Origin of the sequence: Cerasicoccus arenae (assembly GCF_014651635.1) — a bacterium.
Lineage (GTDB): Bacteria > Verrucomicrobiota > Verrucomicrobiia > Opitutales > Cerasicoccaceae > Cerasicoccus > Cerasicoccus arenae.
On the sequence record NZ_BMXG01000014.1, the window covers coordinates 69,583 to 92,942 of the forward strand.

Sequence of the window (23,360 nt, forward strand, 5' to 3'; positions counted from 1 at the left end):
GTGAGTCGAGACCGAGGTCTTCATTGGCTGAAAACCATACAAATTGCATCATGCCCGTGGATGAGCATGCTTGTGCGCCTCTTGCAGACGAGAAACGCCTACGTGTGTATAGATTTGCGTTGTCGAAAGACTGGCATGGCCGAGGAGTTCCTGCACGATGCGCAAATCCGCTCCGTGGTTGAGCAAATGCGTCGCGTAGCTGTGACGAAGCTTGTGGGGCGATAAGTCCATGGGCAACTCTGCCAGCGCAAGGTAGCGCTTGAGCGTCAACTGGACCTGTCGCACGCTCAGCCTACGGCCTTTCTCGTTGATTAATACTGGTGCATCACGGTCGGTTGCGGTGGCGTGCTCGTTCTTAAATTTCTGCATGCAGGCTAGCGCAACACGACCAATTGGGCATAGACGCTCCTTCTGCCCTTTGCCCAGCACCCGTGCAACGCCCGAGGCGTCAATTGATCCGTAATTCAACGCCACGAGCTCGCTAACGCGCAATCCCGCGCCGTAGAGTAACTCCATCATCAGGCGATCGCGCCAAGCGATGAAAGGCTCGATGGCCTCGTTATCCATTTCGCGCATCGGTGCATCGAGCAGCGCTTTCATCTGCTTTTCGTTCAGGAACTTGGGCAGAGATTTAGGCAGCTTCGGCAAAGTCAGGCCAGCCAACGGATTAGTCGTTGCCCCGCGCTCCCGTCGCCATTGGAAAAAATTCCGCAGGGCCGAGAAATGGTTATGCACCGTTCGACGTGAGAGACCCTGTTGAGATTCAATCAGATAACCGCGTGCCTGTGCGGGAACAACCGCGCCCCAGTCTCCAGCCCAGTCAGATTTGCGCAGCCAGTCAGCAAAGCGACGTAGCGCCTGCCCGTAATTGCGAACCGTATAGGCCGAAACACGCCGTTCGCTTTCCAGACAACGTAGGAAAGCAGCAATGGCTACGGCTTCCGGGCGTTCAGACTCTGCGTTGGCGTGATCTTTCACCGTTATCCATCGTTCAAATATCCCCTTGCAGAGCAATGTCCAATGTGAGCCAACGCTTGATCTTCCCGCTAAGCCTACTTACTATCTTCACATGAAAAAGCAGGTTCACGATGCGGTTGAGGGTGTGGGTAAGAGCGTGAGCAAAGTCGGCAAAGGCGTCGGCAAGGCCGTCCACGCATCAACGGACGCAGTCACGCACGTCATGACGGACGCCGCAGGTGCAATTGGTAGAGGAGTAAAAAGTCTCGGCTCTACGGTGCTGGGCCTGGTTGAAGCCCCCATAGCGCCATTTCTGGAACGCTCCACGCCAGGCTCATCGCCAGGCATCGAGCACTACCTTGAGCGACAGTCGACGGTGGAAATCCCCGTCACCATCTCATGCATCGATTATGGCCCCGAGCTCCACGCGGTAACGCAAATCGACGACTTGGAAGCCTTTCTGGCCATGCCACGGCCAGAGGGTGCCCATGTACGCTGGCTAAACGTAGAGGGCCTGAACCCGCAAACTGTGGACCGCCTTAGAAAGCACTACAACTTCCACACGCTCGCGGCGGAAGACGTTATCCAGCCCTTACAACGACCAAAGTGCGAAGCCTACGAAGGCTATCTTTTTATGGTAATCCGGATGATTCAGATCAGCGGAGGCCACATGCGCAATGAGCAGGTCAGCATCTTCTGCTTTGGCGATACACTTCTCACAATCCAAGAAATGCCGGGCGACGTCTTCGACCCAGTCCGCAAACGCATTGAAATCAAGGGGGCGCGTTTTTTTCAAAACAAAGCCGATTACCTGCTATACGCCCTGATGGACTCCGTCGTTGACCATCTGTTTCCGCTGCTCGAGGGCTATGGTTCAGTCCTCGAAGACATGGAGGAAGAGATTGCCTCCAACCCCAAACCAGCGGCCCAACGGCGCTTGTTTGCGATCAAACGCGACCTCTCGCAACTACGCCGCACACTCTGGCCAATACGCGAAGTCGTCGATAGCATTTACCGCGATGAATCCGGTTGCATGACCGACCCAGTCAAGACCTTCATCCGCGACGTTTACGACCACACCATGCAAGTAATCGACATTGTCGAGACCTACCGCGAAACGGCTTCAAGCCTCAACGACCTCTATCAGAGCGCCGTTGGCAACAAAATGAATGAGATCATGAAAGTGCTAACAATCATGGCATCGTTCTTTATTCCAATTACATTCGTGGCCGGAGTGTATGGGATGAACTTTGAGCACATTCCTGAGCTGAATTGGCAATATTCCTATTATGTGTTCTGGGGAGTCTGTCTGAGTGCAACGACCTGTCTGGCCATTTTCTTTTGGCGCAAAGGCTGGATTGGCGGCAACGATTAAAGCCGCTTAATGCAATACGTGGCAGCGAGAAAAACAGCAGAATCTAGCGGCCCATCATTTCGCTGGCTGTATTTTGCTGGCGAGCAATGTCATGCAAGGTCAGCACACCAATCAGTTTCTGCTCGTCCTTCTCGGAGACGACTGGAACCTGGAGCACATCTTCCTTGATTAGCTTTGCCGCCGCGGCGCGGATAGAGGTATCCGGAGTAACACTGATGATATGGCGCTTGGCCAGTGCATCCGTTAAAGTGGACTCATCTCCAGCGACAACAAATTCCTCCATTTCGTGGTGGCAAATCACGCCAACCAAACGGCCTTCTCCATCGACAACTGGATAACCATGATGCTTCTGTGCCGGGGTAAGATCGTCCAGATTATCCTTAGCGTTCTTATCTCCGTTTGCCGTCACCGCATCATAAGTCATGATGGTTGAGACTGGCAAATTCCGATAGTCCTGAGCACCTTGATAGGCAGGCATCTTACGCAGGTTCATGCCGTCCTGCAGAAGCAAGGAGTTGTAGAGCGGCACACGCAGTAGTCGGCTGGCCAAGTAATAAGAAATCATATTGCCAGCCATCAAGGGCAGGATCAGTGCGTAATTGCGCGTCATTTCGAAAATGATCAGCAGCGAGGTAAACGGACAGCGGACGATGGACGCAAACAGCGCCCCCATGCCCAACAACACACAGGCACCGACCACTTGGTTGGCTTCCGGCAGCGTAAACAAGCCCGTCGATTGACTCAGCGACACTAGGCCCGTGCCAACAATACCGCCCAACATACCGCCCAAAAAAAGCGTCGGCGAAAATAGACCTCCAGAGCCGCCCGACGAATAACAGATGATGACCGCGAGGAATTTGAAGACGAACAGGATGAGCATCACAGTGACGACCAAGTTGTTCTCAAAAGCTTCCGTGAGGCTGCCATAACCAATCGAAAATACGCCCTTTTGCTCGTCCCCAAAGAGACCCGTCATGTAGTAAGCAGTCACACCGATCAGGCCCATTGCCAGACCACCCGCCGCTGGCCGCAGCCAGATCGGCATCTTGCTCTGCCTCATTTGGCCCCGTGTCCAGAGCAGGCTTTTCACAAAACCGTGGCCGATGATTCCACTTAACAGGCCAATTGGAAGCGCTACGAGCATCCACCAATTAGTGTTAAAGTCCTGATGAATATGCACCGTGAGCACCGGATCTTCCCCCAAAATCACCCGCGATACCGCCGCAGCCACCACCACCGCAATCACGATACCGCCCAAGGCCTTGGAGGAAAAGTCGTCCAAGAGTTCCTCAAACACAAAGGTGATCGCCGACAGCGGTGCGTTAAAAGCCGCTGCGATGCCTGCCCCCATGCCCACCGGCACCAAAGCCTGAATGCGCACCTTGGCCAAACCAAAAACTTGCCCGAGCTTCGACGAAATAGCCGCACACATGTGGACAGTGGGGCCTTCTCGGCCTAGCGCATTACCCAAGCCCACATAGAACACGCCCAGCACAAAGCGCCAAACGCCGTCGCTCAGCTTGATCACGCCGAATTCATTGTAAAAGGCAGACTTCGTTTGCGGAATGCCGCTACCCACCGCATTGGGTGCCCATCTGGAGAGGATAATCCCCACAGCAAGGCCGCCAATAGCGGGCGCTAAGCCTAAAATCACTGGAAACCACCACCAATGCGAGGCCTTCGCGTGCTCCGCCGATTCCCATAGCCACTCAAACACGTGATGAATGGCAAGGTGAAAGGCCACAGCCGCCAAACCGCAAAGTACACCAGCGACAGTGCACAAAATCAGGAATCGCTGCCCATCGGTAAACCGCGCCCGCATCCAGTCGGGCAAATTAAAAATCCTGAGTTTTCTCATGTAGGTTTTTTCTCAGAGGTCTCAGGCGTCTCCGCTGCGCAGCTTGAGGCACGCAGGAAGTTGAACGCCAGCGCTTCATAAAGCGCTGTTGGGCAGACCAGCCGGGAAACCTCATAAGCCAGCATAGCCGTCAAAGCTAGCGGGAGCGCAAACATTGTGACTCCAGTCATCTCCAACAGGATGATAAACGAGGTCATTGGGCTCTGTACCACGCCCGAAAAATAAGAAACAATAAACAGCAATAGCACGGCCTGCATCGGCGCACCAGTCCACTCCAACATTGGAAAAAGCGTGTGGCCCAGCCCAGCACCCACCGAAAATGACGGGTCGAAAAGCCCGCCCGGAATCGCCGTCAGCAACACCAGAAAACTCGCGATAGCGCGCCAAAGGAAGTAAAACGGCGTCACGCGCTCACCGGCCTCCATCAGACGGTCTTGCTGGTCCACGGGGATCGTTGCGAGAAAGTCTGGGCTGCCCTGGAGTAGCAATGACCGCGCCTCCACGTAACCACTGCCCAATGTGCCACCGTGCGTGAAAAACGCCAGTGCCGCACAAGCCAAGCCAATCGCGCCCGCAGTCAGCACGAAGTTCTTCTTAATCGCCCGATTCACATAGGGCATGCAAATCAACAGCGTTTTTGAAAAGAGCCCACCCAATAAGCCACCGATTACGGCAATGATCGGAATCAAAAGCCATTGCGTGAAGGAATCGAAAACAAGCGGATCTCGCCCGTAGTCCAGCTCGCCGTAGAAGTAATAATTCCCTAAAAACAACACGCAGACCATACAGGCCAAGATCACCGTGCGCACCAGCGTGCCCATGTTTTCTTTGTCGAAGCGGCGACCAATCTCCTCCAGCGCGAAGACAACGCCCGCGATTGGCGCATTAAACGCTGCCGCAATGCCTGCGGCACCGCCAGCTAAAATCAAACCCCGCTGCACAAGGTGCGCCGGGAATTTGGCGAAGCGATTACAACAGCGCATAAAGCACGCCCCGAGCTGCACCGACGGGCCTTCTCGCCCGATTGATAAAAACGCACACAACCCCAACGTCGTCAGGATCAGCTTGCCCAGAGCAATCCGCATCGAGAGCACTACATCACGCGCCGGACCGTCTCGCAGCTTGAGCGCGGCAATGGTCTGCGGGATGCCAGTGCCATCCGTGCCGCAAAAATAATGATCGCGCAGCCAGATAATTAAAATCAGGAAGCCCGGCATCACCAGAAAAGCCAGCCAAGGCTCTTCGTTGTGCCAGTCGCGCAATAGCTCGACGGTAAAGATCTCCACCCCGGCAAAATATAAGGCTCCCAGCCCAGCTGCGATCCCCCCAAGAGCAACCACCAGATACCCCCACCAAGCTTCTCGGCTTAATAGAGCATGCCGCCAGTCAATCGTCTCCTCTGTATCAGGTTCGCCCGTTGCCATAATTTAATTGCGCGCGATGACTGTTAGCGCTCCCCGTAAGCCTGTCAAAGTCAATCCCTTAACTAAACGTGGAAGTGCGCCACAACACCGATCCCACCACCACCTTTGCTCCCTCTTTCAGGACTCATATAAACCACTAAACATTCGGCAGATGTCTTTTTTCCAAAAAAAACGCTTGGCAATGTCGTCTCGAACTCTACAACAGAGCGTTTTCCTGATGGCCGTTTCACAATGGCTTCAAAAATCGGTGGGATATGCAAGTGGCTAAAGCACGCAGACTGTAAATCTGTTCGGGTAACCGTTCGCTGGTTCGAATCCGGCTCCCACCACCACTTTTCAATGCGGAATTTTCGCAAAACCTCTCCAAATGTGAGAGGTTTTTTTTTGCGACGAACTTCCGGTTCTCAGTGGCTTACTGGAATGGCAGGGGAACTGACCGAGCCACCAAATCTGGAAACTTGCATACCACGTGCGACATTGCTGCACAGTGGTAACTTCCGACACGCCTATAGCGACACATTGTCTCATTTTAGAAGCATGTAAAATTTCACATTCAATTGATTATCAACAATATATAAATTCAACAAACATTGGCGTACTATATGCATTTAATCCGGTGTAACCAACAACCATAAGAGGAAAAACATTATGCACCTAATTAAATACGACAACTTCTGGAATGACCCGTTCGCTGAAATGGACCGCTTGCTTGACCGCACGCTGGGCAACAACCGATGGACGGGATTATTCGATAGCCAAAACAACGCCACCCGCAGCTTTCGGGTCGACGTTTTTGATGACAACAACGAAGCCTACCAAGTAGTCGCTGAGCTACCAGGCGTCGACAAACAGGATGTCAACATTCAGCTCGAAAATGCCGTGCTCACCATCACCGCCAAGCGCAACGTGAAACAAGGCGAGGAAGAGCAAAAAACAGAGTTTTCGCGCTCACTGACCATCTCCGACGACATCGACGCAGACAAGGTCACGGCGAAGCTCGAAGACGGTCTCTTGCAGGTCACCCTGCCCAAAGCCGCCGCCCGTAAGCCCAAAGCGATCACGGTCAATTAAAGGCATCACCAGTAACCAATTCAACCAATAGGAAACCACTTATCATGAGCGAAACACAAATTGCCGAAAAGAAAACGTCCACGCCCGCACCCAAGCGCGCTGCATACCTGCGCCCACATTATGAAATCGCGCAGAACAAGGACGCCTACACCGTCCGGGTCTATGTGCCCGGCGTCGCCAAAGATGGCGTAAAGATCACAGTCGAGAAGGACACCCTCGCAATTGAGGCTGCCCGCAAGACGGATGCCAACGAAAATTGGCAAGCCCGCTACCGGGAAATCCCCACTGCGGATTACCGACTCCGACTCGATCTCAATGTGCCGGTGGACGCGGATCAGATCTCCGCCCAAACCGCTAATGGCGTGCTAACCATTACCCTGCCGGTCGCTGAGGCCGCAAAACCGCGGCAAATCGCGGTCAACTAAGCACCCCAGCTCCGGCAGACAATTACAGGGCCGGGCAGGTAAAACCCGCCCGGCCTTTTTCACGGTCTTGGCAACCATCCCGAATTTTGATCGCCAGCGCGGCCAAGCTTCGGAACGATTGCGTGGAGAACCCAACATGCCTGTGGATTTTAAAGACTACTATCAGACCCTCGGAGTCAAAAAAGACGCCACCGCCGACGAAATCAAGAAGGCGTTCCGTGCGCTTGCACGTGTACACCACCCGGACAAGGCCAAACCCGATGACCGCCCAGCCGCAGAGGCCAAGTTTAAGGAAATCAGCGAGGCCTACGACGTTCTCGGAGACGCGGAAAAACGCACCAAATACGACCAACTCGGTGCCAACTGGAACCAATATGGCTCCGCTGGCCCCGGCCAGCGTGGCGGCTATCGCCGTGCCGGAGGTGGCCCGCAAGACTACGATTTTCATTTTGGCGGCACCGGATTCAGCGACTTTTTCGAGCAATTCTTTAGCGGCGGCGGTGGTGGCTTCGACCCCTACGGCGGTGCTGGTCGCCAGCGTGCCCCTGCCCGTGGGCAGGACATGGAAGCCGAGATTATGGTCCCACTCAACGAGGCCTACAGCGGTGCCGAACGCACGATTCGCTTGGAACGCGTTAACTCGCAAACTGGCGAGCGTCAGGAAAATAGCTACAAGGTGCGTATTCCGGCCGGCGTCAAAAACGGCCAGCGCATCCGCCTCAGCGGTCAAGGCGAACGCGGTGCCAGTGCCGTCTCCGGCGACCTTTATTTAAGGGTCCGACTGGCCGCGCATCCGGATTATCAGGTGCAAGACGCCGATCTCATTTACACACTGGAGCTACCCGCATGGGACGCCGCCCTTGGTGCCTCCAAGGAAATTCCATTGCCCGACAGCAAACGCGTCCGCATCACCGTGCCCGCAGGTGCCCGCACCGGCTCCCGCGTCCGCTTGCGTGGCCTTGGCCTGCCGAAAAAAGACGGCAAGGGCGATATTTTCGTGGAATACGCAGTCTATGCGCCAGACCCTCAGACCGACGAAGTCCGCCAGCTCTGGGAAAAACTGCGAGAAACGGCTGAATGAAATTAGGATGACAAAACCGTCATCTTAATTGCCGCAACTATCTGCTGAGGCGTCGGTTTTCCGGTTTATGCATTACCGGATTTTCTGCCGTATTTTAGCCGCCCTTATAGCAACCACCACCTTGGCCTTGGCCCAGGACACCCTTTACGCGCCTATGGGCGTGGACGCATCAGATGGTGACTACTCAACCAAGGTCATGGTCCGCTGGGAGCCCGTCGCCTACGCCACGCAATACCGCATCTATCGAGCAATGACGAACAACATTGCCAACGCGGCCGAGTTAAGCGTCACCAATCGCCCTCATTATTTTGACACAAGCCCAACCGCCGGACAGACGTATTATTACTGGGTCGGGGCGGAAAACGATGTCGCACTCAGCCCCCTTGCTGGCCCAGACACGGGTTTACGGGCAAACGGAACAACGAACTTTGGCACCGACACCCCCCTCCTCCCCCCCCCCGAGCCCAACGGCAACGCCTTGACCGCCTCCAAAGCCTACCTCGGCAAAGCACTATTCTGGGAAGAGCAAGTTTCCTCCACCGGCACGATGGCCTGCGCCACCTGCCACGCCCCCACCCATGGCGGCACTGATCAGCGCTCAGGTGCCGACCCTACTCGCGCGACCCACCCCGGACCCGACGGCGTTTTTGGCACAACGGACGACGTCATTGGCTCACCCGGCGTGCCCCTCAATACCGCTGACGGCCTTTATACCTGGAGCGACGGTTATGGCTATAATGAGCAAGTCACTGGCCGTTATCCCCGTCCCGCCATTAACGCCGGCTACACGGATGAACTCTTCTGGGATGGCCGCGCCACCAGCAATTTCACCGACCCGTTGACCAGCCAGACAGTCCTTACCTCCGGTGCCGCCTTGGAATCCCAAGCCGCCGGACCGCTCGCTAACGACGTAGAAATGTCCCACATCGGCTCAACTTGGAGCGATGTCATTGCCCGCATCGAGGCCGCTAGGCCCCTCGCCTTGGCCACCGATATCCCCACCGCACTCGCAGCCTGGATCGATGACCGTGATTACCCAGCTCTCTTTATTGAAGCCTACGGCGACTCCGATATCACTGTCGCCCGCGTCGCCATGGCCATCGCCAGCTATGAGCGCCTTTTGTTCTCCGACCGCACCAAGTATGACCGCATGCTCATGGGCATCGAGAATTTCACCGCCTCGGAAACCCGCGGACGCAATCTCTTCGCCGGGCCGCGTTGCCAGAATTGCCACGACGGCCCCACCTTCAGCGATGGCGATTTCCACAACATTGGCGTGCGCCCCATCACAGGTAATGAAGACATGGGCCGCTATGATGTCACTGGCCGCAATGCTGATCGTGGCGACTTCCTCACCGCTGGCCTGCGTAACGTCACGCTACGCGGCCCCTTCATGCACACGGGCAGCATAGACACCCTCCGCGACGTCATTGACTTTTATAACCGAGGGGGGGACTTTGCCAGCACCGCCAACGAGCTCCGCCCTGCCGGTCTGAACGCAACGGGCATCAACGACGTCATCAGCTTCCTCGAAACACTGACCGACGACCGTGTTGCCGACGAGTCCCCCCCCTTCGACCACCCCACTCTTTACACGAACAGTAGCCGCATCCCAGTCATCGCTGACGGTGGCTATCCCGGCCTAGGAAACGTCATCCCGCAGGTGGTAGCCCTAGAGCCCCCACTGGTCGGTAATCCCAGCTTCACCGTAGGCGTGATCGATGGACGGCCCGGTGCCGAAGCTGTCTTCGTCCTCGATATCACAGAGCCCGCGACGAGTTCCATCCCCCCCCCCTCGCAAGTCGCCTGCTATTTCCCAACGACCTTGATCCAAAGTGAAGAAGATGGCTCAGGATCGGGTTCCGTTTCCGTGGAAATTCCCGATGATCCAACCTTGGTTGGCCAAACTCTCTACGGGCGCTGGTATGTCCTCGATGACGCGTCCGCCACCGGCATTGCCTGCAGCCCAACGATCACAATCACCCTCTTCGGCGAAGGCGGTATAGACGGTAAAACGGGATTCGCTGCTTGGGCGGACATGCTGCTTGCTACGCTCTCGCCTGAAGACGCTGAGGCCCTAGCCAATCCCGATGGCGACCCTCTGCTCAACATCGAGGAATACTTTGCCAACACCGACGCCACCCAACGCAACGGCAGCACACTCACCATGGGATCAGTCTCCATTGACGGCATCGATTACCCGACGCTCAGCTACACACGACGCCAGTTCTCCGCCGACATCAAGCCCATCGTAGAATATTCTGCGGACCTGCTCACCTGGATCAGCAGCAACGACATGCTGGAAGAAATCAGCGTGGTCAGTAATGGCGATGGCACGGAAACGATCACCGTCCGCAGCCTGACCTCCATCCAGAGCAACGCGCGCCAATTCCTCCGCCTCAAGCTACGCTTGGTGGAGTGATGGAAACTTACCGCGGTTTGAGCACGAGATATGACGCCTGACGGCCACGCTCAACTTCGACGAGCACCTTCTGTGGATCAGCCACCCAAGAGTCATAGACCGTCTGGATCGCATCCAGCGAATCGATGTTCACATCACCCACTTTCAGAATAATGTCACCTGAGCTCACACCTGCCTCAGCTGCCGGATAACCGGCCTGTACCCCCATAACGCGGACGCCATCGTTACTCTTCAGCTTCTCTTCACGCGCTACTGCTTTTGAAATACGCTGCACGCTGACACCCCATTTTTCAAAGGCCTCCATCGCACCGACACGACTTTCCAAAGGTTCGGTCGTAATGACCATCGTTTGCGCCTGGTTACCACGTCGCAGTTCAAACGGAATCTCACTGCCGACTGGGCGGCTCGCAATCGCGTTCTGGATCGCGGGCAACTGCTCAGGAAACCGTCCGTCCACCGTCTTGCCGTCGATCGACAGAATAATATCTCCAGGGCTCATCCCCGCTTTGCTCGCGGGCGAGCCTGGATCGACGCTCTGCACGAGCATGCCCTGATTTGCTTCGAGTTGGTAGAAATTTTCTAGGTCCTGTAGCGCAGCTGGTGTAATCCCAACATAGCTGCGAGGAACCGAATCCGCATTCAGCAAATGCGACAGCACCTCACGAGCGATATCACTAGGCACCGCAAAACCCAAATTATTCGCGCCTAGATAAGCCCGTGTATTTATCCCGATCACGCGCCCATTGGACAGCACCAGCGGACCACCGCTATTACCCGGATTAATCGCGGCGTCTGTCTGGAGCCACGTATTGAACGCACCGGTCTCATAACCTGCCCCCACCGTGCGACCTTCGAAAAAGCGATTGGTATTGGAAATAATTCCCCGCGAAACCGTGCGCGTCAGCCCGTTGGGAGTTCCTACCGCGTACACCGTTTCACCCGGCTTAAGCTGACTGCTGTCACCAAATTCTGCGTGGGAGAACGTCAACCCACGCTGGGCGACCTCCATTGGGTCGAGTTGCACCACTGCGAGATCCGTCCAATGGTCCCAACCGATCAGCTTCGCGGGAACACGCTCCAGATTATTAAGCGTCACTGAAATACGTTCAGCATATGGGTTGACCACGTGTGCATTGGTCAGGATCACACCATCACTCGTCATGATAACGCCGCTGCCAACACCACGCGCGGTTCGTTTTGAACCACCGCTAAAGGTAGTTTCCCACACGTCCAACCGCACCACACTGTCGAGTAAACGGTCAAACCCCTCACGTGTCTTGGACGAAGCCATAAGCGGCCCATCGTCTTGGTGCGCGCATCCAGACAACGCGAGCCCTAGACTGACAACAAACATCGGCCAAAACCGATTACGGCGGCAACAAACGGAAAGCATTCGACAAACATGCGCGCCTCCTCACCTGATGCAAGCCCGTTGCCGAAACACTACCGGCATAAGTGAGCCCCACGAATACCGAAACTACCGCAATAAACAGCCATATGATAATTCACCACAATGAGAGACCGTCTCCACTGATGCAAAAGGCCGCCTTGTAAATGCAAGGCGGCCTCGTCTATCGCACGGAACGAAATATATTAAGGGTTATTCAGTATAGTTCTCCAGCACCGACATCTGATTAGAGTCGACCGTGTAGTTATTCGTGGGAGAGCAATCCAATACATAGTTACTCCAATTCTCACCACCAGCCCAATAGGTTCCACTTAAGCCATATGCATGGATGTGAGCCATGAAGTTATCGAGCACTGGGAGCCAGCGAACATCGTTTTTAGGAACACCATATTCACCGAGGAAGCCACGTGCGTCCTTCTCCTGAAGCCATAAAAGGAACGGCTGAACCAAGCGAAGGCCGCGGTCGTCTGCGGGGGTCTCGCTGTCGAATGATCCATAGCTGCCATCGCCTGCTGGCCAGCTCTGGTCAAAGTATATATGAGCTTCATACATTACTTTTCCATATGCGTCCTGGATATCCAGGTTGGGATTGCTGCTACGCCAAGTGGACGCGCTGCTATAGTTTTCACCTCCAACAATGACCCAGTTAACGGTATCCACGTCGCGAATACCGTCTACCGCCGCTTGAGCTGCTGCTGGCCATAGACCACCCGTGCTGTGCGGTTCATTCATAATACCATACCCATAGATCGCAGTTTCATTTTTGTAATGATCCGCGATTTTCCGCCAAACATCCGCAAAAGCAGCATTGGGCACATTCGTGGTGCCAATTAAATTGCCGTTCAAACGAGCGTAATTATGCATGTCGAGTACGACCTTCATGCCACGCGCATTAGCGAGCGCCACAACGGTGTCCATATCCGAGAAATCAACTGCGCCATAGAGCGATGCCTGAACGCGCTCCCATTTGAAAGGAATACGAATCAAATCCAACCCTTTGCTGTGGTAGTAATTCCATTCCAAAGGATCATCTTGCCAGAATGCAAAGCCGCCAAACTCAGCGCCGGCCAGATTAACGCCCATCATCTGAACAAAGCCGTCTGAACCAGAATGATCGTAGCTCGGTTGTGTGTCGTAATGGAGGCGAAGTTTATAGTCATTGATGCGAAGACGTCCGTCGAGAGGAGAGGTAATTGGGCTGACGTTGGTCATTACCAGCGCGGTGTTCGCGTCGGCGATTAGATCAACGAGATTGGTTTCGCTAGTGGCGACAGTAATCACTGCTTGCTCAGCTACACCATCCTGAATCCATGACAGATGTATCTGCTCGTCACCTTGCACTTCGCGCCAGCGAATGGTATCAAGTTGATAGTCATGGTCGCAAACAAGCGTAACGCTTTCTCCACGATTAAAGCGCCCGAGCGTCGATTCTCCCACACCGAACCCTGTGGGCTCAAATCCAAAAATATCGGAGGTCGCGCTGGTGAAGTCTGGCGAATTGGGATTCGTAATATCGACGTCGGATTGAGCCGTGAACGTGAAGCTGACATTTGTCCCTCCATTTTCCGGAGCGATCATTGAACCGCTAATCGTGGCGTCACCACCCTCAGCATTCCAGGGCCAATCATTCCACATGCCCATAATCAAGTGTGCGCCCAGCAAATCACCAACTTCGGCGATTGTGGTTTGAAATGCGATATCGACGTAGTTTACCCGCAGTCGTCCATTCGCATAGGCACTACTATCGCTGGCGTTAGTGATTTCCAATGGCGTGCCTGCGTCCACAAATATACCATCAAAAGGCACTTCCGTATAAAAGGAACCAGCTCCCATTGGGATAGTGGCACTTAAAGGCGCTCCTTCGCTAATCCAAGAGAGATACAGAATTTCGTCACCGGTATATTCCGCCCATCGAATCGATTGAAGTTCAAAAGCCTGCTCCGTTTGGATGACGAAACTTTCCCCACTATCGAATCGGCCAACAGTCGATTCACCGACGCCAAAGCCAGTACCTTCAACTCCAAAGTAAGAGGCCGTCGCCGAGGTATAATCCGGCTGATTCGGGTTGGAAACATCAATGCCGTCAATTGGATCCAGAAAGCTAACATAAACCATTCCGTGCGTAGTATCGGAGACATTGCCTGAGAATGCCGTGTTACCCGCAGAAAGATTCCACGGGCTGCTGCTCCAGCTTTGCAAGCGATGTGTCTCGCCGACGGTAGGCACAGTAGCGCCAGCAATTAATTCCACAATCACCTGCCTAACGCGCAACCGACCATTGGCACCAGCTGAACCGTCACTCACATTAGTGATGACAAATGCCGTATTGGCGTCGACCATGATGTCAGACAGCACGGTCGTTGTGTAAAAGGAACCAGCTTCCAAATCAAGCAGTTCACTGTATTGAATCCCACCACTGGTCCACGTTAGGTGGACTGCTTCGTCGCCCTGATACTCAGTCCAACTGATACCACTCAGTTGAAAAGCGTGATCGGCTGTCAGTGAGAAGCTCTCTCCGCGATCAAATCTTCCCACACCAGATTCGGCCACTCCAAAGCCAGTACCTTCGACTCCGAAAAGGCTAGAAACTGCGGATGTATTGTCTGGAAATATTGGGGTGGAAACATCCACACCAGTTAACGGATTGGCAAAAATAAAAGTCGCGTCTGTGCCACCTTCAAAACTCGGATCGTTCTGTGTTGCGGCGAAGGAGGTGGCCCCTCCGGTTAAATTCCATGGAGCCGAGGACCAGCTTTCCATTACGATGGCAGCGTTGCCAACCATCGGGTAGAGTAACAGCCCACATACAAGCAGGTTGTTCGCGTTGGGGTACTTTTTTATCATGTGTTTTTTATTGGGGGGGGTTATGAGAATGAATTCCGACGGAACTCAGAGAGTGATAACTGGGACGGCTAGAGGAGGTGCGGAATAGCAACTCATAAGTCCGGACGGGGGGGGGAAGCTGCGATTCGCCCAATTTGAGCTGCTCCTAATTAGGTGCCTTTTATCCGTTTTTTCAAAGCGTCTTGCTCGCAATAGATTGCGACGAAATCTCTTCTTACCTCATCTCAAATCAAGAATGTCGAAAAATAATAGATGAATCTGAAAACGTATGATTTATGCAACTAATTGCGCTAAGCCACGGTTGCCAAAAGGTGGGTTCAGATAGCTTAATATTGTGCTCTGCCTATCCAATTAGGCCAAACACTTTGACTAACCAATTTATGCAGAATTCTCCTGATTTTATGTTTGGGGTAGCGGCCCGATTTGCTGAACTATCTGGAAAAGATTTATCGATGATGAAATCGGCTTGTATTGGCTGGCTTCGATTTGGTGATTTCAATTTCGACGTGAATGCATTCCTTGAAGAGCGCTCACAACCGGATGGATTTTATAAAGCCAGTGAGCGGTTGCGCGAGCTACACAGCGCCGGATTTCAATTTGTCGGCATCTCGCCGGGGCCACGTGAAATGGCTAAAGCATCACTAATTGCAGGAAGCATTGAATACTATGATGCATATGCTCGGGTGAGTCGTTTCTTTGCACAGGAATTCGGTGAACTCATCGAGTGGTGGCAAGTTGCCAATGAGTTGGATATTTGGATATTCCGGGATACCTTGACCATGGAGCAGTCTGTCGAATTCCTGAAGGTTGGTATTCGGGCGATGAAGGATGAGGCACCACACTTAAAGGTCGGAATCAACATTACCCTTTACCCATCCCTACCCGGTGAAGTCGATGGGAACACCGAAGCGCATGAGGGCGTTTTCCTCGCCAAAGGCATCTATGATGATCCCACATTGCCGGTAGATTTCGCTGGCTTTGATAGCTATCCAGGTAGCTGGCGTAAGGGCGGACCCGACAGTTGGAGTGAGTATCTCGATGGCTTCTATGAGCTGACCGGTAAGCCGATCATTATTATGGAATTTGGGTATGCTGCATCAGGTGGAATCATGACTGAAGAAGAAATCTCGCAGGAGCTATATCCCTGCGAAATTAAAAAATGGAAGTTCTCTTGGCGCGGTGAGCACAGTCTACAGATGCAAGCTGACTATATCCGGGAAGTAATGAAAATATTCAGCGAAAAACCGTTCGTCCTGGGGGCCTTTTATTATAACTGGCGCGACGCTGAAACCTGCTGGCAATGCAAGGATGCAGATTGCCCGGCAGAAACTGCATGGGGCCTTCTAGACAAAAATGGAAAACCCAAGCTTTCCTATCAAGCACTCAAGGAGTATTCGCTGACCCTTGCCTGACCCAGGCAGCTAAGAAATCACCAAAAAGCACAGGCATCCAGCCTGTGCTTTTTTGGTGCACTGACTTTCCTTCCTGCGCTACGACGTCTAAGCCCTACAAACTAATGTCCAGTTTTACAAAACGTCGTGTATCACCAAACGAAACCAGATTTATTTTTATCTGCTTTAAAACCGCACTACCATCCCCATCGGGATCCGTGTCGAGTGTTTCTTCTATGACGTTGATTCCGTCAGCTATCAGATTCACCCAGCCGGAACTGAGCTCAGTTGAAGAGAGACAGCTGTAAACAAGATCTTGTGCAGTGGAGCTCTCACGGAAGATGAATTTCAGCCAAAGGCCGCTGGAGGTGTCTTCATCAAAAACTGCATAGGGCAGATCACCTGTTTGCGGCGGATTGAGTGGCGAAATATCCAGCGCATACGCCATGGCGTTAATGACACCATCGCTGTTCGGATCTGCGGCGGGCGAGGAATCCGCTGCGCCCCAATCAATCGATTCGGCCCAACCGCCATAGGTCGGCTCCGGAGCATCGACCGTTAAGGAGAGCAAAGCGGTGCGGAGAATAGGCGCAATCGTTGCATTACCGTTCGAATTCAAGTGAGTGGAATCGGTGTTTAAAAACTTGGCCGAGCCATTGGTCAGCCAAACATGCGAGTCGGTCGGATCGCTTACGGCATCGAGCATCTGGACCACCATGTCGATTTTTCCATTCGTGACAGAAGCATCGAAAAAGGCATTCAGTTCATCCCGTTTTCCGCCGTCACCCCAACCGTTATTGGGGGTCTGGTTTTCCTTCGTTGCCCAAGAATCCGTTGATTCGGCTCGTGGGAGCAACTGCGCACGCAATATGTGCTGAACTCCCGCATTTCGACAGAGGGTCCATATGTTCTCTAAGCGGCTCTGGATGGTACTAACGCTGCCTCCTCCTGTAGAGCCCAGATCATTCGTGCCGTATTCTTCGACCACGACATTCGCATACTGTAAAAACGGACGTTGGCGAACAGCCGTATTCCATGTGCCCGCAGCAGCACCGTGGCGAGTTAGATTAAAAGTGGCAATCGTGTTCTTCCCCTCAGAGTCAACGGCTGCACGATTAAAATAACCAAATCCAGAAACCGAACTATAAGAGCTGCTCGCGTCACCTGATCCATCGAGAATACTGTCGCCTATACCAATGACAGCAAGGTGGCCGGGGTCGGTATAACGACCGAGGAAGACTACAGGCAAGCCGCGCGTCCGAGCACTTTGTCCAGAAATGGATGGTACCGTTCCTGAAAAATCAATTGTGCCTGGACCATTAGCCGGATTGTAAACAATGAATCTTGAGCCGCTGTAGCCAGTTGGATTACCCTGGCAGACCTTCCCGCCCGAAGGCATACTGCCTTTGATATGCAGCCAGAAAATTTCATCTTTCTGAGGGACCCCTCCCGTCCAGACACTCGAATCAATGGGGTCTGCTGGCCAGAATGGCTCGGTGGAAGCTGCGGGCATAATAAGTTCCCTTGAGCCGTCAAATGTAATTGGCACAACCTGGCCGTCCAATGCACGTTCGAGCCAAGCATGTTCAATTGTTACATCGTTTTCATTATCATATTCAACAGAGTAGTTGAGGAACCAGTTCATGAACCCAATTTGCATTTCTGCCACCGGGCCGCCAAGTTGATGCGGTGTACGATGCCAAAACGCAGTAGCAGCCGGATCTGACGATCCGTATTTAAACACCCCTATGCGTCCACCCGTAGCGACGACGAGTAGAGGCTCTGTGGCTTGTGCATTTGCACTGATAAATACGGAAGCGGCCAGAAGCATAGCAACCAGTAAGTTCTTTTTGAAAAAGAGGTATGTCATTTTTGGGTATGGTAAGCGTACAATCATCACTCAAAGCACTGAGTAACTGACAAGTGAAACATAAAAGGGGGGGAATGTACATTAGGTCTATGGGGAGGACGCGTTTGAGACAAGTTAGTGACTATGCAATATGTTGCGTTGATTTCCGCTGATTGATACGCATGATATGCTTTACCCGTGAGTTTACCAGAATCCCAAAATCCCCATAATACCCGAATCACGATGAAAGATATCGCTGCAAAGGCAGGTGTCTCTTCCTCGACTGTATGCCGTGCACTAAGCTCGAATCCGCAAATTCCGGAAAATACCCAGAAGCGTATAAAAGAAGTGGCGGAATCTATGGGCTACCGACCAGATCCATTGCTATCGGCATTTGCATCACGGCGTCGTGGCAAAAAAATAGATTCAAACATTACCACGATTGCTTATCTGACTAATTTCAATTCGCGCAACGAGTGGATGAATAATTCGTTTTATAACAGTTGTTATACTGGGGCAACCTCACGGCTGGAAGGACTCGGCTACAAGCTTGAGCATTTCTGGCTGGGAGAAAAGGACATGAACGCCGCTCGCCTGAGTAAGATTCTGTACAGCCGAGGCATTCTCGGTTTGTTTGTGGCCCCAATCCCGGAGGTCCGACAGCACATCGAAATGGAGTGGGAACGCTTTAGCTCCATCACGACCGGCTATTCGTTTCTATCGCCAAACCTACATCGTAGCGCGGCTCATCACTTCCATGCCATACAAGAATCACTGCGAAATCTTTGCGACGCTGGCTACAAACGAGTCGGCTTATGCTTGTATGCCGACACCAGTCGTCGCGTTGATGAATTATGGTTGTCCGGTGCGCTATTGGCAGAAAATCGCCGCTTGGATGCGGCCAATGGCAGTCAGAAAAACTTTCAAGTCTTTCACTTTTTATTTAATGATAACACGTTGAAGGATGTGCCCGATTGGTGTCACCGAAATAAGCTCGATGTCCTAATCAGCGATAATCTAATTGCGATGCATGAGCTACAAAACGCTGGTTACAATGTGCCAGGCGACATTGATTTCATGACCCTAAACTGGGAAGAATCCGATCCCGACATTGCGGGGATTGACCAACGCCCTTGGCACGTCGGGGCAGCTGCGATGGACATGGTTATTGGCGCGATTCAACGTGGAGAACGTGGCGTGCCTAAGGTTCCACTGACCACCATGGTGGAAGGCGTATGGAAAGACGGCGTCAGTCTGCTCAAGAAACGACCTGGCGCATAGGGCTTAAATAAAGCCCCGACGTTCCTCCAGCATCTGCCGAATTTCGTCTGACCGAGCACGACTAAGTGGATAAAACCAAATGGAGAAAAGCGCCACTCCCCACATTATCGCTGGCAAGATCAAATAGAGAATAAACATGCGATTGATGACCGCATCTGGCTGAACTGACAAATCTGCGTTGTATCCCGAATAGGCTAAAACTACCCCGCTGATTCCCATCGAAAGCGTTAGGGAGCTCTTGATAAACCATGAGTAGAATGCGTTGATCGAACCTTCACGACGACGGTGGGTGTTGACCTCATCGTAGTCAGCCACATCGGCCTTCATCGAAGGCAGGAATAGCCAGACGGCACTGATCGCACTGGATTCAAAGAAGCCAGATACTATTTGAAGATAAGGCATTTCGGGCGTCATTAGCACAATGTTTAATAAATGACCAAATATGCAGGTGCCCAACATGCTGATAACGGCGATTCGCTTGTCGAATCTCTCGCCGAGCCACGTAAAAAAGGGCAGCAAGCAGATACCCGTGATTGAAATAACGCTGCCCTTGAGGCCTGTGATTACACCTGCTTTTATCATGTCTCCGTCGCACACGTAATAGATATTTACATAGGCACCCAAGCCACTGATCGACGTATAGCCCATGACCAAAAAGAATGATGCAGCGATCAGCGACCAAAGTGGCTTACAGGTGATCGATTCCCGTACACTTTTCCAAAATGGTTCAGATTTTTGAGTCTTCGCCTCTTTATTATAATAACGCTCTTTGACAAATATCGCGGGAAGAATGCCAAGCAGGATAATCATTCCGGCAAAAAACCAACTGAGAATTTCCATCCCGATGACGATCGGTTTATCGTCTCCAACGTCCCCCGCAAAATTCCTCAAGAATGGTTGAATGAAGACCGCAAAATCTTGAACCCACTGCGGCTTGCTGTCGATTTCGGTAAAATCTCCTTTCGCCACGGCTCCGATGAAAACAATCACGACAAATGCCCAACCGGTAACGAAAGAAGTGACTTTTCCGATAAATGTCATGACAACCGTTAAACGAGTCCGCTCGTCATAATTCGGCGTCAATTCGAGCTGCAATCCATAGTAGGGCATCGACCAACAAGTGAAACTGGTAAAGTAGAGCAAGCAAATGAAGGTCAGGTAGATACCGGCGGCTTTGTCCTTGGCGGTCAAGTCTACGTGGTTTAGCAATGGAATCGAATCGAAGACCGCTACGAGCCATGAGGTGCCATTAACAATGTCACCCGGCAGATGCCAAACAAACGGATAAATGAGCGCGGTTGTAATGGCAGCGATGAATATATATGGCCGACGGCGGCCCCAACGAGTACGGGTGTTATCCGATAGATTACCCACGAGAGGATCTGAAATCGCATCCCACGCTCGAACAATCATCAGAATGACACCAAGGACCAAAGGACTAATCCCAAGACCAATATTAAAAAAGGGCATCCATAGTGTGCTAGTAATCAGGTTACCAGCAATGAACTCAGTATTCTGGCCCAACCCGAAGGCAACTTTTTGACCTAGCGGTATACGATCCTTCTCGGGAATTATTGCCAGACTGCTCTTTAGTCGTTTAAATTTCATGGAATAAGCAAGATTGAGAAGGCGTTGATTAAAAGCGCTTTTTACACGGCGTTTGGTTATATTGAAGGAATGTGCTTCCACGAACAGACATCGGGACGATCTGCCTCATAGAGTATCGAGAGCTGCCGCCGAAGCTGGACTCATTCATAACACTGAAACATGCAATTTCGGCGACTGAATCGGCGCGCGGCAGAAAGTGGAAGGGAATTCCACATTTGACCAGGGTAGACAAGTAACTCACTATGCAACTAGTTGCGAATTCGACTCATTAAGACACGCCAACCATCACAAAATGCCACCCATGCAACTTATTGCGTGCATTGTTTATTGAAAAAAAAACGTAAACGTCTGATAATTCCGTAGTATTAAATTTTAGCCCCCCCCCATCGGCCTCATCGCCTTATAAATCAACCCTAAGACACGAAGCATCCCCATGAAACAAGCACTAATACTCTCGGCCTTGTTGTCGACTCTCCTCCCGGCTGCACTCAACGCTCAGCTTTATTGGGACACCAATGGCGCAACGCCCGGTGCCGGCAATCCCGCTGATGGCATATGGGATACCGATACGACACCTTTCTGGACCACTGATTCCTCGGGCTCAATTGCCACGGTTGATTATACAACTGGCGGCAGCACTAATGTCATCTTTTCGGCTGGCGCGGATGCAGCAGCAGCGAATATTACAGTCTCTAGCACGCAATTAATTTCGAGCCTTACCGTTAAGAACGGTAATGTCATTTTCTCGGGCAGCACTCTTGATGATACTGGCACCACAGTGGATGTCGTGGTCGATTCCGGCGCAAGTGCAACAATGAATAACACTGGCTCCTTTAACGGAAATTTCAATGTCAACGGCACACTCTTGGTTAATGCAATTACCGCTGGCGGCCCAATGACTAAAACAGGCACTGGCACCATGACTGCCAACCGACTCGATGCAGTCCTGACCGTTAACGAAGGCACGTTAATTTACACCGGTAGCGTTTCAGCCAAGCTAAAGAATACAACCGTCAACTCAGGGGGCACGCTCCGCCTTACCGGAAACGCCTTCGATGGCACGAAGCGCAGCTTAGCCGTTAATACGGGTGGTCGGGTTGAATTCGGCTCAGGCTTAACTCAGACAATTAGCTTATTCACTGGCGGCGGAACTGTTTCCGGCGAGGCCAATTCGATGTTGCGCGTTGGTGGTGACAATAAAACCACGACCTTCAGCGGTGCGATTGTTGACCAGCTCAACATCGCCTCAATCGGCTCCGGTGCCTTCACCCTGGACGACACCTCTTCCATGGAATTCACCATCGGCGCAAATGGTGTTAACAATTCTATTACAGGCGATGGCGTAAATGACACCACCACCAATCTCGAGGGTGAGTTCATCTTTAATCTCACTGGCGCTGATTTGACCGATGGAAACACCTGGCTCATCGTTGATGTTAATAACCTGAACGAAAACATTACGGAAACCTTTAACGTAAACGGCTTTACGGAGTTATCCAATATTTGGACCAACGGAAGCGGATTCGCCTTCTCTGAGACCACTGGCATCCTGTCCTACACGTCTGTTCCAGAAGCATCCACTTACGCGCTTATCTTAGGTATCGCGGCCTTTGGTTTGATTGTTCGTCGTAAATGAATCAAGGTTGGCGTTGGACTGTGACGATCGTGTGAACTGCGTCTTTCGTCTTTGATCTGGATCGCAATGCTGCTAGAGCTGCCGTCCTATGAATTCGATCGTCTCTCGCAACACCGTGCTCGTGTTAATCGGCCTCCTTGGTCTAGCCTTGTCGGGCTGTCATTCGGCCAGAGAATTTGACTACAACGGAGCCAAGCTCGACACCGTCAATGCGGTCTCGATTGACAACCGCACCCCTTACCCGCTTGAGCGTGACACCTGGCGGCTCGGGCCCACTCGCGAAGCCATGGTCAACGGCGAGGAAATGGTGTTCGGTGCCAGTGAAGATGGCTCGACCATCATTTTCAAAATCCCCTTCTACGCCTTTGGCAAGAAGTCCCAACTCATCAAGCAATCCACCGAACGCTCGACCAAGGCCCTGACCGCCATTAGCAAAGACCTCCAAAAAGATGGATTTATAATAACCAAGCGCATCGCAATCGTCGACTCAGCCAATGTCATCGGCTACAAAATCGGCGGCCCGGCACGCATCACTGGCTTCTACATATTCTCCCAACCCGGTGCCTACGACGCCTTGCTGGCCACCCTCGATGCGCAAGCCGCACCTGCCGCTCCTGCTGAGGCCACGGAACCCAAAGCGACAGAAGTTGAGCCAATCACGGAAACCAGTGCGGACGAATCCCAGCACTCCGAACACGAGATCGAGGAATAAAACCGGCCAAAGCAGGAT

The 23,360-nt window shown here is 52.6% G+C and carries 16 protein-coding genes and 1 tRNA gene; 10 read left to right on the forward strand and 7 right to left on the reverse strand.

Annotated features, from left to right (window positions below):
* Nucleotides 1-48: 48 nt before the first annotated feature.
* Nucleotides 49-978, reverse strand: a complete 930-nt coding sequence (locus tag IE065_RS11910; protein ID WP_200163220.1) for a tyrosine recombinase XerC — start codon at nucleotides 976-978, stop codon at nucleotides 49-51.
* Nucleotides 979-1,069: 91 nt separating this feature from the next.
* Between IE065_RS11910 and corA the strand changes: the two genes are divergently transcribed.
* Nucleotides 1,070-2,332, forward strand: a complete 1,263-nt coding sequence (corA, locus tag IE065_RS11915) for a magnesium/cobalt transporter CorA (protein ID WP_189515335.1) — start codon at nucleotides 1,070-1,072, stop codon at nucleotides 2,330-2,332.
* A 43-nt stretch (nucleotides 2,333-2,375) separates the two neighbouring features.
* Here the strand turns inward: corA and IE065_RS11920 are convergent, their stop codons facing one another.
* Both IE065_RS11920 and IE065_RS11925 read right to left on the reverse strand, forming a co-directional pair.
* Nucleotides 2,376-4,190, reverse strand: coding sequence for a chloride channel protein (locus IE065_RS11920; protein WP_189515337.1), 1,815 nt, complete (start codon nucleotides 4,188-4,190; stop codon nucleotides 2,376-2,378).
* The gene (locus IE065_RS11925; RefSeq protein ID WP_189515339.1) at nucleotides 4,187-5,614 is read right to left on the reverse strand and encodes a chloride channel protein; all 1,428 of its coding nucleotides are present in this window, start codon (nucleotides 5,612-5,614) and stop codon (nucleotides 4,187-4,189) included. Before IE065_RS11925 ends, IE065_RS11920 begins: the two co-directional genes overlap by 4 nt.
* A 246-nt stretch (nucleotides 5,615-5,860) precedes the next feature.
* On the opposite strand from IE065_RS11925, the gene IE065_RS11930 reads away from it, so the two are divergent.
* From IE065_RS11930 to IE065_RS11950, 5 genes are all read left to right on the forward strand, one after another.
* Nucleotides 5,861-5,946, forward strand: a tRNA-Tyr gene (locus IE065_RS11930).
* 316 nt (nucleotides 5,947-6,262) lie between these two features.
* On the forward strand, nucleotides 6,263-6,685 hold the full coding sequence (locus IE065_RS11935; protein WP_189515341.1) for an Hsp20/alpha crystallin family protein: 423 nt from the start codon (nucleotides 6,263-6,265) through the stop codon (nucleotides 6,683-6,685).
* 44 nt (nucleotides 6,686-6,729) lie between these two features.
* Nucleotides 6,730-7,110, forward strand: coding sequence for an Hsp20/alpha crystallin family protein (locus IE065_RS11940; protein ID WP_189515343.1), 381 nt, complete (start codon nucleotides 6,730-6,732; stop codon nucleotides 7,108-7,110).
* Between the two features lie 136 nt (nucleotides 7,111-7,246).
* Nucleotides 7,247-8,191: a DnaJ C-terminal domain-containing protein gene (locus IE065_RS11945; protein WP_189515345.1), complete on the forward strand. Its 945-nt coding sequence runs from the start codon at nucleotides 7,247-7,249 to the stop codon at nucleotides 8,189-8,191.
* 67 nt (nucleotides 8,192-8,258) lie between these two features.
* Nucleotides 8,259-10,613, forward strand: a complete 2,355-nt coding sequence (locus IE065_RS11950; protein ID WP_189515347.1) for a cytochrome-c peroxidase — start codon at nucleotides 8,259-8,261, stop codon at nucleotides 10,611-10,613.
* Nucleotides 10,614-10,620: 7 nt separating this feature from the next.
* Here the strand turns inward: IE065_RS11950 and IE065_RS11955 are convergent, their stop codons facing one another.
* Both IE065_RS11955 and IE065_RS11960 read right to left on the reverse strand, forming a co-directional pair.
* Nucleotides 10,621-12,006 carry a trypsin-like peptidase domain-containing protein gene (locus IE065_RS11955; protein ID WP_200163219.1) on the reverse strand — a complete coding sequence of 462 codons (1,386 nt, stop codon included), beginning with the start codon at nucleotides 12,004-12,006 and terminating at the stop codon, nucleotides 10,621-10,623.
* Nucleotides 12,007-12,213: 207 nt separating this feature from the next.
* Nucleotides 12,214-14,865: a glycoside hydrolase family 5 protein gene (locus tag IE065_RS11960; protein WP_189515349.1), complete on the reverse strand. Its 2,652-nt coding sequence runs from the start codon at nucleotides 14,863-14,865 to the stop codon at nucleotides 12,214-12,216.
* 452 nt (nucleotides 14,866-15,317) lie between these two features.
* Between IE065_RS11960 and IE065_RS11965 the strand changes: the two genes are divergently transcribed.
* Nucleotides 15,318-16,277: a glycoside hydrolase 5 family protein gene (locus IE065_RS11965; RefSeq protein ID WP_189515351.1), complete on the forward strand. Its 960-nt coding sequence runs from the start codon at nucleotides 15,318-15,320 to the stop codon at nucleotides 16,275-16,277.
* A gap of 94 nt (nucleotides 16,278-16,371) precedes the next feature.
* Here IE065_RS11965 and IE065_RS11970 read toward each other — a convergent pair whose 3' ends face one another.
* Nucleotides 16,372-18,126, reverse strand: coding sequence for an SGNH/GDSL hydrolase family protein (locus IE065_RS11970; RefSeq protein ID WP_189515353.1), 1,755 nt, complete (start codon nucleotides 18,124-18,126; stop codon nucleotides 16,372-16,374).
* A gap of 222 nt (nucleotides 18,127-18,348) precedes the next feature.
* Between IE065_RS11970 and IE065_RS11975 the strand changes: the two genes are divergently transcribed.
* Entirely contained in the window at nucleotides 18,349-19,386 is a 1,038-nt protein-coding gene (locus IE065_RS11975) for a LacI family DNA-binding transcriptional regulator (protein WP_189515355.1), read from the forward strand.
* A gap of 3 nt (nucleotides 19,387-19,389) precedes the next feature.
* On the opposite strand, the gene IE065_RS11980 is transcribed toward IE065_RS11975, so the two are convergent.
* On the reverse strand, nucleotides 19,390-20,994 hold the full coding sequence (locus IE065_RS11980; RefSeq protein WP_189515357.1) for an MFS transporter: 1,605 nt from the start codon (nucleotides 20,992-20,994) through the stop codon (nucleotides 19,390-19,392).
* Nucleotides 20,995-21,427: 433 nt separating this feature from the next.
* Between IE065_RS11980 and IE065_RS11985 the strand changes: the two genes are divergently transcribed.
* Nucleotides 21,428-22,630, forward strand: coding sequence for a hypothetical protein (locus IE065_RS11985; protein WP_189515359.1), 1,203 nt, complete (start codon nucleotides 21,428-21,430; stop codon nucleotides 22,628-22,630).
* Nucleotides 22,631-22,718: 88 nt separating this feature from the next.
* Entirely contained in the window at nucleotides 22,719-23,342 is a 624-nt protein-coding gene (locus tag IE065_RS11990; protein ID WP_189515361.1) for a hypothetical protein, read from the forward strand.
* The last annotated feature ends 18 nt before the right edge of the window (nucleotides 23,343-23,360 follow it).

What these genes read in the sequence shown, in the direction of transcription:
- IE065_RS11980 (WP_189515357.1), bottom strand. Translation starts at nt 20,994, where the DNA reads ATGAAATTTAAACGACTAAAGAGCAGTCTGGCAATAATTCCCGAGAAG.
- IE065_RS11960 (WP_189515349.1), bottom strand. Translation starts at nt 14,865, where the DNA reads ATGATAAAAAAGTACCCCAACGCGAACAACCTGCTTGTATGTGGGCTG.
- IE065_RS11975 (WP_189515355.1), top strand. Translation starts at nt 18,349, where the DNA reads ATGAAAGATATCGCTGCAAAGGCAGGTGTCTCTTCCTCGACTGTATGC.
- IE065_RS11990 (WP_189515361.1), top strand. Translation starts at nt 22,719, where the DNA reads ATGAATTCGATCGTCTCTCGCAACACCGTGCTCGTGTTAATCGGCCTC.
- IE065_RS11925 (WP_189515339.1), bottom strand. Translation starts at nt 5,614, where the DNA reads ATGGCAACGGGCGAACCTGATACAGAGGAGACGATTGACTGGCGGCAT.
- IE065_RS11955 (WP_200163219.1), bottom strand. Translation starts at nt 12,006, where the DNA reads ATGCTTTCCGTTTGTTGCCGCCGTAATCGGTTTTGGCCGATGTTTGTT.
- IE065_RS11985 (WP_189515359.1), top strand. Translation starts at nt 21,428, where the DNA reads ATGAAACAAGCACTAATACTCTCGGCCTTGTTGTCGACTCTCCTCCCG.
- IE065_RS11935 (WP_189515341.1), top strand. Translation starts at nt 6,263, where the DNA reads ATGCACCTAATTAAATACGACAACTTCTGGAATGACCCGTTCGCTGAA.
- IE065_RS11950 (WP_189515347.1), top strand. Translation starts at nt 8,259, where the DNA reads ATGCATTACCGGATTTTCTGCCGTATTTTAGCCGCCCTTATAGCAACC.
- IE065_RS11965 (WP_189515351.1), top strand. Translation starts at nt 15,318, where the DNA reads ATGATGAAATCGGCTTGTATTGGCTGGCTTCGATTTGGTGATTTCAAT.
- IE065_RS11945 (WP_189515345.1), top strand. Translation starts at nt 7,247, where the DNA reads ATGCCTGTGGATTTTAAAGACTACTATCAGACCCTCGGAGTCAAAAAA.
- corA (WP_189515335.1), top strand. Translation starts at nt 1,070, where the DNA reads ATGAAAAAGCAGGTTCACGATGCGGTTGAGGGTGTGGGTAAGAGCGTG.
- IE065_RS11920 (WP_189515337.1), bottom strand. Translation starts at nt 4,190, where the DNA reads ATGAGAAAACTCAGGATTTTTAATTTGCCCGACTGGATGCGGGCGCGG.
- IE065_RS11940 (WP_189515343.1), top strand. Translation starts at nt 6,730, where the DNA reads ATGAGCGAAACACAAATTGCCGAAAAGAAAACGTCCACGCCCGCACCC.
- IE065_RS11970 (WP_189515353.1), bottom strand. Translation starts at nt 18,126, where the DNA reads ATGACATACCTCTTTTTCAAAAAGAACTTACTGGTTGCTATGCTTCTG.